The organism is Candidatus Defluviilinea gracilis (assembly GCA_016716235.1).
GTDB lineage: Bacteria > Chloroflexota > Anaerolineae > Anaerolineales > Villigracilaceae > Defluviilinea > Defluviilinea gracilis.
The window spans coordinates 386,102-403,817 of sequence record JADJWS010000007.1; the positions used below are offsets into that span (position 1 = coordinate 386,102).

At 54.1% G+C, this 17,716-nt stretch carries 15 protein-coding genes, 1 tRNA gene and 1 pseudogene; 15 read left to right on the forward strand and 2 right to left on the reverse strand.

Annotated elements, in window-relative coordinates:
* Positions 1 to 170 precede the first annotated feature (170 nt).
* Complete coding sequence (locus IPM31_19760) at positions 171 to 584, reverse strand: hypothetical protein (GenBank protein MBK9009210.1); 414 nt, start codon at positions 582 to 584, stop codon at positions 171 to 173.
* Positions 585 to 726: 142 nt separating this feature from the next.
* Here IPM31_19760 and IPM31_19765 point away from each other — a divergent pair.
* From IPM31_19765 to IPM31_19805, 9 genes are all read left to right on the forward strand, one after another.
* Positions 727 to 808, forward strand: a tRNA-Leu gene (locus IPM31_19765).
* A 48-nt stretch (positions 809 to 856) separates the two neighbouring features.
* On the forward strand, positions 857 to 2,341 hold the full coding sequence (gene tig, locus IPM31_19770) for a trigger factor (GenBank protein MBK9009211.1): 1,485 nt from the start codon (positions 857 to 859) through the stop codon (positions 2,339 to 2,341).
* Between the two features lie 54 nt (positions 2,342 to 2,395).
* Positions 2,396 to 3,004, forward strand: a complete 609-nt coding sequence (locus IPM31_19775) for an ATP-dependent Clp protease proteolytic subunit (protein ID MBK9009212.1) — start codon at positions 2,396 to 2,398, stop codon at positions 3,002 to 3,004.
* Between the two features lie 110 nt (positions 3,005 to 3,114).
* The gene (locus tag IPM31_19780; protein MBK9009213.1) at positions 3,115 to 3,957 is read left to right on the forward strand and encodes a DUF1028 domain-containing protein; all 843 of its coding nucleotides are present in this window, start codon (positions 3,115 to 3,117) and stop codon (positions 3,955 to 3,957) included.
* Positions 3,954 to 4,742, forward strand: coding sequence for an HAD-IIA family hydrolase (locus tag IPM31_19785; protein ID MBK9009214.1), 789 nt, complete (start codon positions 3,954 to 3,956; stop codon positions 4,740 to 4,742). Before IPM31_19780 ends, IPM31_19785 begins: the two co-directional genes overlap by 4 nt.
* Before the next feature lie 52 nt (positions 4,743 to 4,794).
* Positions 4,795 to 5,886 carry a 23S rRNA (adenine(2503)-C(2))-methyltransferase RlmN gene (gene rlmN, locus IPM31_19790; protein ID MBK9009215.1) on the forward strand — a complete coding sequence of 364 codons (1,092 nt, stop codon included), beginning with the start codon at positions 4,795 to 4,797 and terminating at the stop codon, positions 5,884 to 5,886.
* A gap of 110 nt (positions 5,887 to 5,996) precedes the next feature.
* Positions 5,997 to 6,563, forward strand: a complete 567-nt coding sequence (locus tag IPM31_19795) for an RNA polymerase sigma factor (protein MBK9009216.1) — start codon at positions 5,997 to 5,999, stop codon at positions 6,561 to 6,563.
* Positions 6,563 to 7,228 (forward strand): LysM peptidoglycan-binding domain-containing protein, encoded by a 666-nt coding sequence (locus IPM31_19800; GenBank protein ID MBK9009217.1) that lies wholly within the window; start codon positions 6,563 to 6,565, stop codon positions 7,226 to 7,228. Before IPM31_19795 ends, IPM31_19800 begins: the two co-directional genes overlap by 1 nt.
* An 86-nt stretch (positions 7,229 to 7,314) precedes the next feature.
* Entirely contained in the window at positions 7,315 to 10,731 is a 3,417-nt protein-coding gene (locus tag IPM31_19805; protein ID MBK9009218.1) for a TIGR03663 family protein, read from the forward strand.
* A gap of 202 nt (positions 10,732 to 10,933) precedes the next feature.
* Here IPM31_19805 and IPM31_19810 read toward each other — a convergent pair whose 3' ends face one another.
* Positions 10,934 to 11,653 (reverse strand): alanyl-tRNA editing protein, encoded by a 720-nt coding sequence (locus IPM31_19810; protein MBK9009219.1) that lies wholly within the window; start codon positions 11,651 to 11,653, stop codon positions 10,934 to 10,936.
* A 64-nt stretch (positions 11,654 to 11,717) separates the two neighbouring features.
* Between IPM31_19810 and IPM31_19815 the strand changes: the two genes are divergently transcribed.
* From IPM31_19815 to IPM31_19840, 6 genes and pseudogenes are all read left to right on the forward strand, one after another.
* Positions 11,718 to 12,275: a hypothetical protein gene (locus IPM31_19815; GenBank protein MBK9009220.1), complete on the forward strand. Its 558-nt coding sequence runs from the start codon at positions 11,718 to 11,720 to the stop codon at positions 12,273 to 12,275.
* A 150-nt stretch (positions 12,276 to 12,425) separates the two neighbouring features.
* Complete coding sequence (locus IPM31_19820) at positions 12,426 to 13,361, forward strand: ATP-binding cassette domain-containing protein (GenBank protein MBK9009221.1); 936 nt, start codon at positions 12,426 to 12,428, stop codon at positions 13,359 to 13,361.
* Between the two features lie 9 nt (positions 13,362 to 13,370).
* A complete protein-coding gene (locus IPM31_19825; protein MBK9009222.1) occupies positions 13,371 to 14,105 on the forward strand; it encodes an ABC transporter permease subunit in 735 nt (244 codons plus the stop codon).
* Positions 14,105 to 15,823 (forward strand): GldG family protein, encoded by a 1,719-nt coding sequence (locus IPM31_19830; protein MBK9009223.1) that lies wholly within the window; start codon positions 14,105 to 14,107, stop codon positions 15,821 to 15,823. The genes IPM31_19825 and IPM31_19830 overlap by 1 nt, the downstream gene beginning before the upstream one ends.
* Positions 15,820 to 16,344 carry a hypothetical protein gene (locus tag IPM31_19835; GenBank protein ID MBK9009224.1) on the forward strand — a complete coding sequence of 175 codons (525 nt, stop codon included), beginning with the start codon at positions 15,820 to 15,822 and terminating at the stop codon, positions 16,342 to 16,344. The genes IPM31_19830 and IPM31_19835 overlap by 4 nt, the downstream gene beginning before the upstream one ends.
* Before the next feature lie 155 nt (positions 16,345 to 16,499).
* Positions 16,500 to 17,716 (forward strand): annotated as a pseudogene (locus IPM31_19840) (sigma-70 family RNA polymerase sigma factor).

The following is a 17,716-nucleotide window of genomic DNA, read 5'->3' on the forward strand; positions in this document are numbered from 1 at the left end:
TCGTTGGGTTGATTGGGCAATATCAACCTCCTGTTCCAAACGATCGGGGAATGGAATGGTGTGTTTAGAATTGAAACACCAGAATCTGGAAAAAAGGTACGAGGACTTTCACGCGATCTTTCCGATTAGGAAATAAAAATCGGTCATGCCTCTACATGACCGATCCCGCTTCACTTCCCGACGAGTTGCCTGTGCGCCCCCACCCAGGGTTTCCCCAGCCTGTGATTTTGGGCGATCACCACCTTGCCAAACTTCTGCGCGACCTGAGCAGAGACCATCGCCACAGTTCCCCAATCGTTGGTAAAGATGGCAACTTTCAACTTATCGGCATATTGTCCCGCCCACATCCACTCCATGCGGAAGCGGTCCGCCTTGACCCAATAATCGCGCTTCTCCCACGCGGCAACGGAGGAATCGATTCCCTCTGAGATGGTTTTCAACGCGAGCGAGATAAACGCCGCGAGGTCTTTCGCTTCTTGCGTGACTTCGGTCTGCTTCGCCAATTCGCGCACTGCCAACACGATGGCTTTTGACAAACGCGCGCGGTCTTTTCCAGCAGAATCAGGGTTGATGACGCGGCTCAATGAATGCTCCAGTTCCAGGTTTCATGTTTCAGGGTTCAAGTTGGCGATTATATCCAGCAATTACGAATCGTCAAATCGTAAATCAAAAATCGTAAATCGAAAATCGAATTTCCACGTTATAATTTCGCCGCATTCACCGCCAGGGGACGTGGTGGAACTGGCAGACACGCAGCACTTAGGATGCTGTGCCGCAAGGCTTGAGAGTTCGACTCTCTCCGTCCCCATATTAAAACCTCACCCCTGCCCCTCTCCTAAAAGGAGGGGGGAAACACATGGAGCAGAAATTGAAAATCGAAAAGACAATCGAAGAGAACCATGAAGCGAAACTTGTGGTTGAAGTAGAACCCGAAAAGTTGGATACCTACAAACGCCGCGCGGCGCGGAAAATCTCCGAACGCGGGAAGATCGCGGGATTCCGACCGGGCAAGGCGCCGTATCACATGGTGGTGTTGAATTACGGCGAGCAAGCCATCGTCGAGCAGGCAATTGATTATTTCATTGATGGCGAATACTCGAACATTCTCACAGAAGCGGATGTGAACCCCGGCGCATCGGGCAGGTTGGAAAATATTGAGTCGCTTGACCCGCCGAAGTTGATCTTCAAAATTCCGCTCGCGCCTGAAGTGGACTTGGGCGACTACCATTCGATTCGATTCCCCTACGAACTAGCCGCCCCTGAATCGAAGGATGTGGACGCGGCGATGGACGAACTCCGCCAAATGTATGCGACGACCGAAACTGTCGAGCGTGAAGTGCAGGAAGGCGATTATGTTCAAGTGGATGTGGAATCACAAACGCCAGAATTGAAACGCGATGGCTTTGCGACGGTTGTCCGTAAAGATGACCGCGATACCGAGTGGCCCTTTGCTGGTTTTGCCAAGCAACTCGTGGGCATGAAACCGGGCGACACAAAAACGATCCAACACGATTTTCCCGCCGATTACGACCTCGAAGAATTACAAGGCAAAAGCGCGGAAATGACCGTGACGGTAAAAACCGTCCGCGCGATGACGCTGCCGGAGTTGGACGACGAATTTGCTAAAACTGTCGGCGCGGGCGAGACGCTTGCCGAACTGCGCGAGATGGTGACCAAGGATGTGGAAAATCGATCGAAAGCAGATTACGATGATAAATATTTCGTTGACTTGATCGAAAAGATCAAAGAAGGCGCGACATTCAAATATCACCAACACTCGCTCGACCACGAAGGCGAACATGTCCTCAGCGACCTGACTCAGCGCCTCAGCCAGCAAGGCATGGACTTGGATACGTACTTCAAACTGCGAAACACCACGCGCGAGCAATTCATCGAAGACGAAGTAAAACCCGTTGCGAAGAAACGCTTCGAGCGTTCGTTGATCCTCGATGAACTTGTCCGCAAGGAAGAAATTGAAGTTGACAATGAAGCCCTCGATAATGAATTCAGCCAGACGCTGAACGCGCTCGCCATGCAAGGCATGGACTTGAGCAAAGTCCGCGGCGGGAAGAAGGGTCAGCAACAACTGGCGCAAGCGGTGGCGATGGAATCAGCGAACCGCGTGATGACGCGCCGCGCGTTGGAAATGTTGAAGTCTATTGCGGTGGGCGAGTACAAATCGCCTGAGGAGAGAAAAGCCGAAGCCGCGGCGCTGAAAGCCGAGCAGGCTAAAGAGGAAGAAAAAGTTTCCGAAGCCGAATCAGCTGTACCCGCCGCCCTGAGCGAGTCGAAGGATGAGGGCGAAGCGGGTTCTTCATCCGAAGAGGAAACAAAGAGTTAACGAAAATCCTATATTTGGGCTGTATCATCCGCCCAATCGAAAAGGAGATTACACATGATCCCAGACTTCAAAAATATTGTTCCGATGGTTGTGGAAAACACCGGTCGCGGCGAACGCGCATATGACATTTACTCGTTGCTATTGAAAGAGCGCATCATTTTTCTCGGCACGCCGATTGACGATCAAGTTGCGAATGTGATCGTGGCGCAGTTGCTGTTCTTGTCGCATGAAGACCCTGAAAAAGAAATTCGCATGTACATCAATTCGCCGGGCGGCGTGATCTATGCGGGACTTGCGATCTACGACACGATGCAGATCATCCCGAACCCGATCAGCACGGTGGCGGTTGGCGTGACCGCGTCGTTCGGGACCGTGTTGCTGGCGGCTGGCACCAAGGGACGCCGCTATGCCCTGCCGAATGCGACCATCCACATGCACCAACCGCTCGGCGGCGCGCAAGGACAAGCGACCGATATTGAAATTCAAGCCAAACAGATTTTGCGATTGAAAGCATTGTTGCTCGGTATCATCGCAAAACACACCGGTCAACCTCTCGAGGTGATCGAACGCGACAGCGACCGCGATTATTACCTCGAAGCACAACAGGCTGTGGACTATGGCTTGGTAGATCAGGTTGTGGAAACGCCGGAGAAAGTTAAGTAGTTAGATAGTTAGGTAGTTTGATAGTTTGGTAGTTTGATAGTTAAGCCCGCTGAGAGATCGGCGGGCTTTTGATTCAGTTATAATCGCGCATTGCGAAAGGAATTTTCACGATGACATTTTCGATCGTGGCATGTGATCTTGAAGAACAAACATGGGGTATCGCGGTTGCTTCGAAGTTTCCCGCAGTCGGCGCGGTGGTTCCGTGGGCGCAGGCTGGCGCGGGCGCGGTGGCAACGCAATCGTTTGCAAACACATCGTTCGGTCCGCGCGGACTCGAATTGATGACTGGCGGAGTGTCGGCAGATGAAGCGCTCGCGCGTCTTTTGCAAAACGACCCTGACCGGGAATTGCGCCAAGTGGGTCTCGTGGATAAAAGCGGACACGCCGCTTCTTTCACAGGGCAGGGCTGTTTCAATTGGGCGGGCGGACTCGCCGGGCAGGGCTACGCGATTCAAGGCAACATTCTCAAAAGCGGACGCATCGTGCCTGCGATGGAAAAAGCATTCTTGAAGACGAACGGAAATTTACCCAAGCGACTCCATGCCGCACTGTTGGCTGGCGACCGCGCTGGCGGCGACAAACGCGGACGTCAATCCGCGGCGATTTATGTGGTCAAACCAAACGGAGGCTATGGCGGCTTTGTGGATCGCTGGATAGACTATCGCGTGGACGATCACGATGACCCCGTTGTTCGACTTGGCGAATTGCTTGAACTTCATTGGTTATATTTTGGCAAGAGTCCCGTTTCGGAGCGTGTCGCTCTGACAGGGAAGTCGCTTGTCCAATTCACAAAAATACTTACACGCGAAGGCTATCTGAAAAAAGGAAAGAACTTCCGCGACGCGTTTAATGCATTCATCGGCAACGAAAACTTCGAGGAACGCGCCGACCCCGACGCGCAATGGATTGACAAACCGGTGTTGAAATATCTAACAGGCAAGTTCGGCAAATGATTCCCTCTCATATCAAAGCCCTCATCCTTGACATGGACGGCGTCATTTGGCGGGCAGACTCGCCCATTGGAAATTTGCCTGAAATTTTCAAACGCATCGAAGCCCGCGGATTGAAATATGTTTTCGCCACCAACAACGGAACGAAGACTCCCGAACAATATGTGGCGACGCTGGAAAAGCTCGGCGTGCGCGTTTCGACTCAACAGGTTGTGACATCCGCGCTTGGGACGGCGTATATGCTTGGTCAAAGATTTCCACGCGGGACGAAAGTTTTCATGGTCGGCGAGGATGGGACTCGTACCGCACTGGAGGAAAAGGGATTTGAGATTTTGTCCGTTGAGCGCGCGCAAGAGGCGCAAATCGTGGTGATGGGCATTGACCGCGAGGTCAACTTCAACAAAATGCGCGAGGCGACGTTGCTCGTGCGGCGCGGCGTTCCATTTTATGCGACGAACCCCGACAAGACCTTCCCCACCCCGCGCGGAGAAATCCCCGGCGCGGGCGCGTGGCTCTCGGTGGTTACAACTGCAACGGGCGTCGAACCGATTTACGCGGGCAAGCCATTTCCGTTTATGATGGAACTTTCGCTGGAACGACTCGGTACAAAAAAAGAAGAAACGTTGGTCGTCGGCGACAGACTCGAAACCGACATCGCCGCAGGTCAGGCAGTGGGATGTCCATGCGCGTTGGTGTTGAGCGGCGTGTCCACAAAAGAACAGGCTGAGGCGTGGACGCCAAAGATTGACATTGTGGCGGATGATCTGGCGAGTTTGGTTCAGGAGTAAGTCATTACGTAATACTGCTTACTTCGTACTGCGCATTTGGAACTTTCAAACTATGTTGATTTACGATCTCGACCTCGATTCAATCACAAACCTTCTACAAGAATGGGACGAACCCGCCTATCGCGCGAAGCAGATCTGGCAGGGGCTATATCAGCATCTCTATGATTCGCCTGAGCAATTCACGAATCTATCCAAGTCTCTGCGCGAGAAACTTGCGAAGCATGTGACCTTCTCTCCGTTCAAAGTGAAAACCTATCTTGATTCATCCGATGGCTTTACGCGCAAAACATTGCTTGAATTGCCAGATAAAAATTTGATCGAAGCCGTGCTGATGAAATACGGCGACCCAGCGGACAATCCGCAGATCAAAGCGTCTGCCCCAAACAGCGAGAATTTACGCGGCGCGAAGAATCGGCGCACACTTTGCATTTCCACGCAAGCGGGTTGCGCGATGGGATGCGTCTTCTGCGCGACGGGTCAAATGGGATTCAAACGTCATCTTTCGAGCGGCGAGATCGTGGCGCAGGTTTTATATTACGCGCGCATGTTGAAAGAGCGGAACGAGGTCGTCACCAACATCGTCCTCATGGGCATGGGCGAGCCGTTCCACAATTACGACAACACGATGGACGCCATAGACCGACTCAACGACTCCAGCGGATTCAACTTCGGCGCCCGTCGCTTCACCATCTCGACGGTGGGGCTGGTTCCCCAAATTCGGCGTTTCGCCGACGAGAGGCGACAGGTGAACCTCGCCATCTCCCTCCACGCCGCGGATGATGTGTCGCGTGTTGCAATGCTTCCCGTCAACAAGCGATATAAAATTGACGATGTGATCGAAGCCTGCAAATATTATGTCGAGCAAACGCATCGGCGCATCACATTCGAGTGGGCGTTGATTCACGGAGTCAATGATTCGCCTGAAGTGGCGAAGAAACTCGCGGCGCGTCTCAAAGGGTTGATGTGTCACGTCAACGCCATCCCCCTCAACCCCACTACGGGATATAACGGTCAAGCCACATCGCGCGAAAGGGCGGCAAAATTCAAAGAGTCGCTGGAGCAGGCTGGGATCCCATGCACGATTCGCATGAGGCGGGGAATCGATATCCACGCGGGATGCGGTCAGTTGGCTGGGGCTGTTTAAGTCTAATTTTGTGTGGTTAGAGGAAATGCGGCTGCAACTGACTACACGCTAAATCAATTAAAAGTCAAATGAAGGTATTCCCCCTCGCGCGCGTTAATTACACAGAAGGCATGGAATATTCCGATCCGGCACGGCTCATCGAAAGGTGTATCGAAGGAGACGAACAAGCCATCGAAATATTTGTGCGTCGCCATGAAACGGATATATTTCGATTAGCGTTTTCCGTTTTACAAGATCCGAGCGAAGCGTATGAAGCGGCTCAGGACACGTTTATCACGGCATTGAAGGCGCTGTCACGTTATCAGGAAAGATCGTCGCTCAAGGCATGGCTTTGCGCGATCGCGTTGAACATTAGCCGAAGCCGGTTGCGCAAACGAAAAGTATTGGAAAGACTGCATAATACGCTGACGGTTGTGTTTCAGATCGAAACACGAAAACAGCCAACGCTTGAAGAGCGTGTTATCCAAACCGAAAAAGAAAAAGCAGCCTGGAACGCGTTGAACGAACTGGATGAAAAGCACCGCGTGGTTATGGTATTGAGATACTTTCAAGAGTTGTCTGTCCGCGAGATCGCCGAAATACTTTCGATCAGCGAAGGAACGGTCCATTCCCGGCTGCATACTGCCCGTGAACGGTTGAGGAGCGCCCTGAAAGATATCTATGGAGACAAAGTCTGATGCGCATTACGCATGACGATGCCCGCACGTTGATCGATTTCAGCCTTGACGATTCGATATCGCCGGAGAAGCGAGCGATTCTGGCAGACCATCTCGCCGCATGCAATTCATGCCAGACCTACGCGCGCGAGTCAAAGGACGTCGAATCCGTCCTACGCTCGTCAATGAAAAAGCAGTGGGCAGTTAATCCCCTGCCCCTCTCGTTGGATCTCATTCGAGGAGGAGTGAGTAAGGGAAATTTCAAAAGCCCCATCTTGGCTACGCGATTGGCAATGCTGGGCGTGTTCTTCGCTGTGATCGCGTTGAGCATCTGGCAATTCAGCAAACCAAATCCGCATAAAAGCGCGACATTGCCTGTTGTGATCCTACCCAACCCAACACCATCATTGCAAGCGACAAGCACAAACCATGTTTCACCGGACTGCCAGAATGTCATTTACAAGATACAGCCCGGGGATACGCTCGAAAACATCGCACAGCGCTTCGAGGTAGATGAAGTGTCCATTTTGGAAGCCAACAACCTACAGGAGACGACCGTGCAGACCGGCATTCAGCTAATCATCCCAACCTGCGCCCCTACCCCGACGTTTACCGCCTACCCCCCAACCATCATCACCACCTTTACCCCGCTCATGCAATTGACTACGTACACGCCCAATCAATAATCCTTAACGGAAAATTACACGCAAACTTGTCAGAACTTTCGGATTGAAGTATAAGTCACCCCATCTTACACAGGTCTACTCCCCCAATGAATAACCAACAACCAAACTGGCTCCAGCGCCCCATACATTCCTCCCTACCGGCTCTAACGAATGAAATCGCCTTGTTCGCAGGGATCATGATCCTCGCCATCTTTACCCGTTTTTACGACCTTGAAGCGCGCGTAATGAGCCACGATGAGAGTTTGCACACCTACTTTTCATGGTTGCTATATCGCGGACAAGGCTATCAGCACGCGCCCATGATGCACGGACCGTACCAGTTTCACATTATCGCCTTATCGTATTTTCTGTTTGGCGTGTCAGATTTCACAGCGCGCATTCCCACGGTGCTATTCAGCATTGCCACAGTCTGGATGGTCTGGTATTGGCGCAGGTATCTCGGCAACTGGGGCATGATCGTCGCCGCCCTGCTCATGGTCATCTCTCCTTATATGCTTTACTACGGGCGCTACGTTCGCAACGAGTCGTTCGTCGGATTTTCGGGGATCTTATTGCTGTATTCCATTCTGCGATACCTGGAAGTCGGCGAGAAGAAATATCTTTATCTCGTAACGGCGGCAACCCTACTACACTTCACCTCGAAAGAAACCGCGTTCATTTATACAGCGCAGGCTTGGCTCTTTCTAGGGTTTTATTTTCTGGCTCGCGTTTTTCATTCGGGAAAACTGCCAAACCTGCGCGAGGATCGCCCTCTAGACTTGATGATCCTGCTAGGCACCTTCGTTCTTCCGATGGCAACACCCTTCCCGATCAAATGGCTGGAACCCTGGTTACACGTAACCATTCCAACAGAGGTGTCTCAAGTGCAATCGCTCGACGCGAGAGCGCTATGGATCATCGGAATTTTCGTGGCGCTCTTCTTTCTCGTTTCCATCCTCATCGGCATGCTGTGGAATCGGGAATGGTGGAAATACGGCGCAATGTACTGGGGCGTCTTCACCATTCTGTACACGACCGTATTCACCAACCCCGCCGGCTTTTTCACCGGGGTACTCGGCTCGCTTGGCTACTGGCTGGTTCAACAAGGCGTCGAACGCGGCGGTCAGCCGGATTATTTCTATTGGCTGGTGCAAATCCCCATGTACGAATTCCTGCCCGCGCTTGGAACAATCTTCGCCGCATGGCTGGGTTTCAAGAAGATTCTGAGTTTCAAGCCCCGGCAATCAGCGCCTGAGGTGGAAACTGCGCTTCCACAAGAGATTTCCGAACCCGCCCCCGAACTCGTCGAAGAGCAAGCGCGTAATTTCAACTTCGTCAACATGTTCAGCCTGCTCTTATTTTGGTCGATCATCAGCATTATCGCTTTCACGGTTGCCGGCGAGAAAATGCCCTGGCTGACGTATCACATGGCATGGCCCATGATATTACTGACCGGCTGGGGAATCGGGCAAGTCATCGAATCGATCACACAAAAACTCGATGAAGCCTCGCCCTGGCGCTCAGCCCTTATCGTTTTTGTTTTGGCGGTATTTTGTGTCGCAGCTTTCAGCATTCTGCGATCCCTCTTCGGGCCCACCCCTCCATTCCAGGGCGCCAATCTCGACCAACTTCAAGCCACGTCGGCATTTATCTTTCCGCTGATCATGACGCTTGGCGCGGCCGGCTTACTGTTCATTCTGACGCGAAAAGACGCCGCGAGTCTCGCGCATGTGGGCTTGATTCTCACCCTCATCGTTGCCGCCGTCTCAAGCGTGCTCAATGGCGCGCAACTGTTACAGGCGCAAACCACCAGCGCAACAGATCCCGGCATGGTCGCCTTGTATGGATGGAGATTCGGCGGGGTCTTCATTGGCATGCTGGCTGGCATCGCCGGCTTGGTGTGGGTATCGCGCCTGCCGAAAAAAACCCCCCTGGTAGAGTTCGTTGTGCTGGCGCTCTTCGGCTTGCTCGCCGCGCAAACTGCCCGAACCTCGTTCCGCGCGAACTACATCAACTACAACGACGCAACTGAATATCTCGTCTATGCCCATGGCGCGGGCGGAGTGAAAGAAGTCCTTCACCAGATATCCGAAATTTCAGAGCGCACGACCGGAGGCTTGAACGCGATCATTGCCTATGACGCCAGCGCGCCGGACACCGGGGTTTCCTGGCCCGTCGTTTGGTATCTGCGCGATTTCACACAACAACGGTCGTTTGACCAGCCCACCCGCTCGCTCCGCGAAGCGGTTGCGGTGATCGTGGACCAAAAGAACTTCGATAAGATCGACGCCGCCCTAGGCGACGGGTTCTATCGTTTCGACTACATCCGCATGTGGTGGCCCAACCAGGATTACTTCGGGCTGGACAAAACCCGCGTACTCAACGCCATCACCAACCCGGAGATCCGCGCCGGCATCTTCGACATTTGGTTCGACCGAGATTACACACGCTACGCCCAAGCCACCGGCAACAGCAGAATGACCCTCACCACATGGGATCCGTCCGATCAAATGCGACTCTACATCCGCAAAGATGTGGCGGCTCAAATTTGGAATTACGGCGTCGGACCCTCCGACGCGCCGCAGGTAGTCGATCCCTACGAAGCGGGCAAGCAAACCATAAGCGCGAACCAGACCTTCACCTCAAACATGTATGCGCCGCTCGGTTTGAACGCGCCTCGCGGCATTGCCATAGGCAAAGACAGCGACATCTATGTCGCCGATTCGCGCAACCACCGCATCCTGCGCATCGCCGCAGACGGAAGCGTGCTGAATGAATGGGGCAGTTTCGCCGATCTCGCGCAGGGCGACGCGCCGATCGGCACCTTCAACGAACCCTGGGGTGTTGCAGTGGGACCGGATGGCTCCGTCTATGTGACAGATACGTGGAATCACCGCGTGCAGAAGTTCACCAAAGATGGAACTCCGATCAAAACCTGGGGGCAATTTGGTCAACCGTCGCCGGAGTTTCCCGATTCGAACTATTTCTTATGGGGTCCGCGCGGCATTGCCGTGGATTCACAAGGGCGCGTACTTGTGGCAGACACTGGCAACAAAAGAATCGTGGTGTACGATCAGGAGGGGAACTATCTCACAGAATTTGGCTCCGGCGGATTCGATCCCGGTCAGTTCGACGAGCCGGTTGATGTTGCCGTAGGAAGCGACGGGGTCGCGTACGTCACCGACACGTGGAATCAACGCATCCAATCCTTCATCCCCACCGAAGGAACAGAACTCCTCTACCTGCCGCTCGCTCAATGGGACGTCAACGGTTGGTTCGGTCAATCGCTGGAGAACAAACCGTACATAGCCGTGGGAGGCGACAACCACGTGTTCATCACCGACCCGGAGGGCTACCGTGTGATCGAATTTACTTCCAACGGTGAATTCGTCCGCACCTGGGGCGATTTTGGAACCAGCCTCGAGGAATTCGGTCTCACATCCGGCATTGCGGTGGACCCACTCGGATTCGTCTGGGTTGCAGACACAGGCAACAACCGAATCCTTCGGTTCGCTTTGCCATAACCTCGCGCGCGACTCGTCCACGTCAAAGAAGCGCGTCTGGTAACGAGCGAACAACAGAGTCCAGTCACAGACTATGCAACTCAATGGCTCTGCGGAAAAACCCGTAAGGTTAGCAAAGAAGAGAGACACCCGCTATCACAAGGTGTCTCTCTTGGTTTCGACGAAGCTCCAATCGCGCGGGAAAGCCGGCAACAAATACCCGCTATTCAACTTCAATGTAGATCCTTTTGTTGATCGCGCCTTTGCTTTTGTAATCACTCACGCGGATCGTTCCCACTTCGCTGGTGTTGCGCACATGAGTTCCGCCATCGGCTTGCAGGTCAAGCCCCACAATTTCGACCGTCCGCACCTCTTTAATTCCCTCGGGTAAGAGATTGATCTTCGTCCGAATCAAATCGGGGATTTGGAACGCCTCTTCACGCGGAAGAATATTAACCCGAATCTCTCGCGCCTGTCGCACTTCGTTATTGATCGCTATTTCGATCTCGCGCGCCAGCTCGCCGCGCATGGTCGCAAACTCGAAATCCAAATGCCCTTTCAACGGTTCCATATTCCCGCCTGTCACCTGGGCGCCATAATCGCGGAAGATCGTGCCGCACAGCACGTGCAACGCGGTGTGAGTGCGCATCAGCTTGTGTCGGCGGACCCAGTCCAGGGTCCCGCGCGAAGCGACGCCGACAGAAGGCAAAGGCGCGGCGCCGCCGAGAAAATGCAAAATGTCGTCATCTCGCTTTTTCACTTTCTCCACCGGGTAGATCACGCCCGCCATCGTCAGGGAGCCGAAGTCGCACGGTTGGCCTCCGCCGCCGGGATAGAACGCCGTGCGGTCTATAATCACCGCGCGTTCCTCGGCGAACACAGCAACAACCCCGGCTTCGAATTCCTGAAGATAACTATCGGTTTGATACAGCAGTTCGGTCATAGCGACTCCGTTCTCGTGAAGTGTACAGCAAATGATAAAATCAGCCAATGGAATTGGAGGCAGAATGAACCCGAAAAGAATTGTAATCGACGGCAAGGTTTACAACAGCGTGGACGAAATGCCCGAGGACGCGCGCCGAAATTACGAGCAGGCGATGAGGAACTTTGGCTCGGCAGACTCGATCATCGCCTTGAACAATGTCTTTGCCGACGCGAACAACAACGGAATGCCCGATATGGTTGAGAATCAAGCCATGAACATCATGGGCGGGATGACCTTCGTTGTGAATGGGCAAACCTATAACAGCCTCGACGATCTTCCACCCGAAGCCCGCGCGAAATACGAACAAGCCATGGGCATGTTCGATAATAATCGAGACAACATGCCGGATTGGATGGAAGCCATGACGAATGCTTCACCACACCTCCCTCAGCCCGCGAAGGCTTCAACCGGCTACCCCACCGCCGACACAACGCGCCACGCATCGCGCGCGCCTCTGCCTGTCTCGCCAACCTTCGCGCCAGACACCTCAAACGGCTGGATGCTGGCGTTAGCCGGGCTGTTTATCTTGATGGTCTGCGCTCTCGGCTCCATCGGCGTATGGTATTTCTTTTTTCGTTGAAAATGAGCGTTTGGTTAGAACTTCACAACCCGCTTGACACTGTTTAAGGATTTTTGTATAGTATTTTACGTTGCAAATATTGGCACGGCTGCCCACCCGGCTAGGCGTGCCTTTTGTTTGCGCGCACATCACACACTGCGAGGAGAGTCGATGATACAAGTCAACGGACTCATCAAGGATTATGGAGCGCGGCGGGCGCTGAACGCCATCAGCTTCAACGCCAATCAAGGAGAGATCGTCGGATTCCTGGGACCGAACGGCGCCGGCAAGACCACCACCATGCGAATCTTAACCGGGTACATGCCCCCCACCGAGGGCGAGGTGACTGTCGCCGGTTACGATGTCGTGGAAGAGTCGCTCGAAGTGCGGAAGCGCGTGGGATACCTCCCAGAGACGGTTCCGCTCTACAATGATATGTCCGCGTTGGATTATCTGAAATTTATGGCGGATCTCCGCCATGTGCCAGACGCGGAAGACCGAGCGGCTGAAGCGCTGGAAAGCGTCAACCTGGGCGAGCGCGCAAACTCCTTTATTGGCAGTTTCTCCAAAGGTATGCGACAACGCGTGGGGCTGGCGCAGGCTTTGCTCCACCGCCCGGAAGTCATCATTCTGGATGAACCCACCATTGGTCTTGACCCAAGCCAGGTCGTTGAAATCCGTGAATTGATCCGCGCCATTGGCAAAGACCGCACCGTGCTTTTCTCAACGCACATCCTTTCAGAAGCACAGCAGATCTGCGATCGCGTGCTCATCATCAACAAAGGGAGGATCGTCGCCGAGGATACGCCCGAAAATCTACAATCGCGCCTGACTGGCGCGCAACGCGTCATCCTGCGCGTGCGCGGCGAGTCGGATGACCTGCCGGCGAAGATCCAAAAGATCAAAGGCGTGCAGGAGGTGGAAACCAAGCCGGACGGGTCGATCGAATTCGAATTCGCTTCCGGTCAAGATTCCCGCCCGCAGGTGGCGAAGGCAGTTATTCAGGGCGGGTACGATCTCCTGGAATTCCGCCCGGTGGGAATGAGTCTTGAGGAAATCTTCCTTGAATTAACCCGCGACGCATCGTCCGGTAAAAAATCATCGTGAGGCAACAATATGCGTAACATCTGGACCATTGCACGGCGCGAATACGACCAGTATTTCATCAGCCCCATCGCCTATGTTGTGGCGGTGGCTTTGCTGTTCATTCTTGGCGGGTATTTTGCTTTCCTGCTCGTGTACGCCAACCAGAATTTTGGTTTCGTGCCCGACGTGAATGTTATCAACGACCTCTTTGCCTTTCTACTCCTTCTGTCGATCCCCGCGCTGACCATGCGCGTGCTGGCAGACGAAACCCGCACCGGCACGATCGAACTGTTATTAACCGCCCCCGTCCGCGATTTTGAACTTGTGGCTGGGAAATGGCTGGGTAGTTTTCTGTTCGTGTTCACACTCATCCTCATCACGGCGATTTATCCGCTCATCTTGCGTTCCCAGGTGACTCCGGGCTTGGATTGGAAGTTGATGTTGTCTTCCTACCTGGGCTTGATCCTGCTCTCTGCCGCGTTCGTCGCCATCGGGGTGGGGTTATCGGCCGTCTTCAGCAACCAAGTGACCGCATTCATCACCACCATTGCGGTACTGATCACGCTGTGGTGGCTGATCGGCATCCCCGCCAACGTGCTTCCCACCGGCGGCGAATTCTTCCGCTATCTGCAACTTAATACTCACTTTGCCAATGCGCTCAACGCCGGCAGTCTTGAACTTTCAAACCTGGTGTATTTCTTCAGCCTGATCGCCATCGGTCTGTTTACCGGCACAGTCGCAATCGAAGTTCGGAGATGGAAATAATGAATAACAAGTCGAACAAATCGGCATCCAGCCGCTACACGATCGTTGCGCTCATCGTCGCCCTTTTGGCTTGTATTGCCACCGGCTTGCTTGCCGCCGCAAAAGGCGTGATTGCGCTCGGGCTGTATACAGTCCAATTCCCGGAACGCTTGAACAATGGTTTATGGATCAGCGGCGGGTTGGTGATACTGGGCATTGCCGCGTACGCCATCTTTGAACCCGGAAAATTCCAGCGGTTTATCACCGGGCGGCAAGCGCGCTACGGCGGAAACACACTGATCGCCTCCCTCGCCTTCATCGCCATCCTTGTTGTGGCAAACACGCTCGCGTATAAAAATCCAACTCCACTCGCCGACCTGACGGAGGATCAGTCCAACACGCTGGCGCCGGAACTCGAAGCGGCGCTCGAAACCTTGCCGGATAAAGTTCACGCCACAGGCTTTTTCAGCCAACTCCCATCCGATTCAGCGCAGGAACTTCTGGACCGCATCAAATCGAAAAGCGGCGGTAAATTCGATTATGAATTCGTCGACCCCAATCGCGACCCGCAACTCGCTCGTGAAAACAACATCACCGGCGACGGAAAGATCCTGCTTGAGATGAGCGGACGCAAAGAGATCGCCGCCTCCGCATCGGAGACAGAAATCTTCGAAGCCTTATTGCGGTTGATCAACCCGGAAGACCGGGCGATCTACTTCTTGATCGGTCATGGCGAGCGCGACACGCAGGAATACAATCAAGAAACCGGCTCGATGACCCGCGCTAAAGAAATTCTGGAAAGCAAGAATTACACCGTTAAAACGCTCAACCTGCCAGCCGAAAACAAGATACCCGACGACGCCGACCTTATCATTATCGCGGGACCCGTCCAGCCAATCACAGAAAACGAACAAAAATTGTTGCGCGAGTATCTAGCGGGAGGCGGTTCTCTGATCGTCATGGAAGACCCGCTCATTGTGACCGACTTCGGCGACCAGGCAGACCCGCTTGCCAAACTACTGCTCGACGACTGGGGCATTTCCATCAACAATGATGTGGTGATCGATCTCGACAGCTCGGACCCCATGATTGGCACGGCGGCCTCTTACCCTGGGCCGCACGCCATCACCCGCAAGATGAACAACATCATCACCTACTTCCCGCTCACGCGCAGTCTCACCATTGCGTCCGCGCCGGAAAACGTTCAAGCCAGCCTGCTGATCCAAACCACTCCAAAATCGTGGGGCGAAACAAATACGGCAGAGTCGAACGTCGCATTTGATGAAGCCGCAGATATTCCGGGACCCATGACGCTCGCCGTCGCGGCAGACAATACCGCCAACAACAGCCGCGTGGTTGTATTCGGCACATCACAATTTGCCACCGACCAGAACTTCGACCAATACGGCAACGGCGATCTGTTCGCCAACTCGGTGGATTGGGCCGCCCAACAAGAAAACCTGATCGAACTAACGCCCAAACAACCGGTCACCCGCAGTTTCAACCCCGCCTCGCAGGGACGAATCCTGTTCTTAATGTTCATCGTCGCAATTCTCATGCCGTATCTTCGTGGTACTCGGCGTGATGACCTGGCTTCAGCGCCGGAAACAGGGATAACATGCGACGAAACACAACGCTGGTATACCTGCTCTCATCCTCGCCGTGGCGCTGGGAGCGTACTACCTGATCAACAACCGCGAGAAACCGACCGAGATTGCCATCACGCTCGAACCAGATGAAATTGCATCGTATCTATTTTAACGCGGCGGACGGCGTTCCCAGCAACATTCGCATTGAATCAAAAACGGGCGAAACGGTCGAGGTGGCGCGAGGCGAGGATGGCGCGTGGGAGTTGATCCTGCCGATCGAAGCCTCCGCAGATCAAGCGGCGGCAGAAGCGGCAGCCAGTCAAGTCACCACGTTGCGCATCGAAGATACCATCACCGATATCCCTCTGGATGTGATCGGCTTGGACGCGCCTGAATATGCTTTAATTGTCCAATTCAAAAGCGGCGTGGAACGAAAAGCAAGCGTCGGTGTTATCACCCCAACAGAAAATGAATATTACGCGCTCAGCCCGGATGGCGATGTGGTGATCATCAACAAATTTAGCCTCGATCCGCTTCTTGGACTCCTTGCCGCCCCGCCATATTTGGAGACGCCCACGCCCAGCCCGGTGCCAACAGAAACTTTCACTCCGCTTCCACCCACGAGTGAGGTTGGCTCCCCAACCCCAGCCACCGGCACTCCTCAGCCGTAACATTTCCAACCTTGAAGCGTCTATGAAAGAGCAACGAAAAGGGCTTGAATTTCGTTTGGAAAATGTGTATTCTGATAAGAACCCTCTTGATTTTGCGCCCTAAAGTCATAACAAAGAAAGCGGACATAACCTGAATGGATGTAGAAAAAATATTGATGGTTGACGAAGAGGAAGAATTTCCCGCGATCGCGCGTTTGATCGAACTGGGACGACAAAAATCCTACGTCACGCTCGATGATATCCTGCACTTCTTCCCCGAAGCCGAGCAGGATGTGGAGCAACTCGAAGAAGCTTTTTCGGCTCTTTTGAGCGCCGGGATTCCCTTCGTGGAGGATACCAACACCTCTGAACCCACCGAGGACGAACTCGTGGCAGTGGAAGCCACAGAGGCTGAGCCGGAAGTCGATCTCGCGCTCGACGATTATCTTGCCAACATCGACACGGACGACACAATCGGCTTGTACCTCAAAGAGGTCAGCCGCGTTCCGCTGTTGACCGCGACGGAAGAAGTTGCCCTCGCCCAACGCATCGAGCGTGGACGCATGTCGCGCGAAGAACTCGCAAAAGGCAACGCGACGCCTCGCCGCCGCGCCGACTTGCGCAAACTCATCGAAGACGGCTGGGCGGCGCGCGAACATCTCATCACGGCAAACTCGCGCTTGGTGATCTCTGTCGCTAAAAAATATATGGGACGCGGCGTTCCCTTCCTCGATTTGATTCAAGAAGGCAACATCGGTCTCATCCGCGCAACCAAGAAATTCGACTACCGCCGCGGACATAAATTTTCCACGTATGCCACATGGTGGATTCGCCAGCGGCGGTCGCGCGCCATCGCCGACCGGGGCGCACAATCCGCGTCCCCGTCCATGGGCGACCAGATCAATAAACTCCCTGCGCGTGCAACACCAGTTGACTCAACGTCTCGGGCGCGAACCGAGCGTGGAAGAAATCGCAGAAGCCCTTGACGTGCCGCGAAGAAAGTGGAAAACGCCTGATCCAGGTGGCGCGGCGTCCGCTCTCGCTGGAAACCCCGACCGACGATGAAGAAGATTCGGTGTTGGGCGATTTCATCGAAGACGACGGGGCTCCCCTCTCCGACGACACCGCTACGTATAACCTGCTCAAAGAACATCTCGGCGAAGTGTTGAACGGATTGCCCCGCGCGAAGTCCGGTATTTTGCAACTGCGCTACGGCTTGCTCGACGGGCAGGCATACACCACTCGAAGAGGTCGGTCGCAAGATGGGCGTCACGCGCGAACGCGTCCGCCAGATCGAAGCGCAGGCATTGGTAGCAGCCAAGACCCGACCATCCGCCGTAAGTTTGCGCGACTATTTGGAGAATAATTCGAAAGCGATGACGCTGAAACGTCA

Excerpts from the sequence above, each read along its gene's own strand:
- IPM31_19780 (MBK9009213.1), top strand. The coding sequence starts at position 3,115 with ATGACATTTTCGATCGTGGCATGTGATCTTGAAGAACAAACATGGGGT.
- IPM31_19830 (MBK9009223.1), top strand. The coding sequence starts at position 14,105 with ATGAATAACAAGTCGAACAAATCGGCATCCAGCCGCTACACGATCGTT.
- IPM31_19795 (MBK9009216.1), top strand. The coding sequence starts at position 5,997 with ATGGAATATTCCGATCCGGCACGGCTCATCGAAAGGTGTATCGAAGGA.
- IPM31_19805 (MBK9009218.1), top strand. The coding sequence starts at position 7,315 with ATGAATAACCAACAACCAAACTGGCTCCAGCGCCCCATACATTCCTCC.
- IPM31_19820 (MBK9009221.1), top strand. The coding sequence starts at position 12,426 with ATGATACAAGTCAACGGACTCATCAAGGATTATGGAGCGCGGCGGGCG.
- IPM31_19815 (MBK9009220.1), top strand. The coding sequence starts at position 11,718 with ATGAACCCGAAAAGAATTGTAATCGACGGCAAGGTTTACAACAGCGTG.
- IPM31_19775 (MBK9009212.1), top strand. The coding sequence starts at position 2,396 with ATGATCCCAGACTTCAAAAATATTGTTCCGATGGTTGTGGAAAACACC.
- IPM31_19810 (MBK9009219.1), bottom strand. The coding sequence starts at position 11,653 with ATGACCGAACTGCTGTATCAAACCGATAGTTATCTTCAGGAATTCGAA.
- rlmN (MBK9009215.1), top strand. The coding sequence starts at position 4,795 with ATGTTGATTTACGATCTCGACCTCGATTCAATCACAAACCTTCTACAA.
- tig (MBK9009211.1), top strand. The coding sequence starts at position 857 with ATGGAGCAGAAATTGAAAATCGAAAAGACAATCGAAGAGAACCATGAA.
- IPM31_19785 (MBK9009214.1), top strand. The coding sequence starts at position 3,954 with ATGATTCCCTCTCATATCAAAGCCCTCATCCTTGACATGGACGGCGTC.
- IPM31_19835 (MBK9009224.1), top strand. The coding sequence starts at position 15,820 with ATGAAATTGCATCGTATCTATTTTAACGCGGCGGACGGCGTTCCCAGC.
- IPM31_19800 (MBK9009217.1), top strand. The coding sequence starts at position 6,563 with ATGCGCATTACGCATGACGATGCCCGCACGTTGATCGATTTCAGCCTT.
- IPM31_19825 (MBK9009222.1), top strand. The coding sequence starts at position 13,371 with ATGCGTAACATCTGGACCATTGCACGGCGCGAATACGACCAGTATTTC.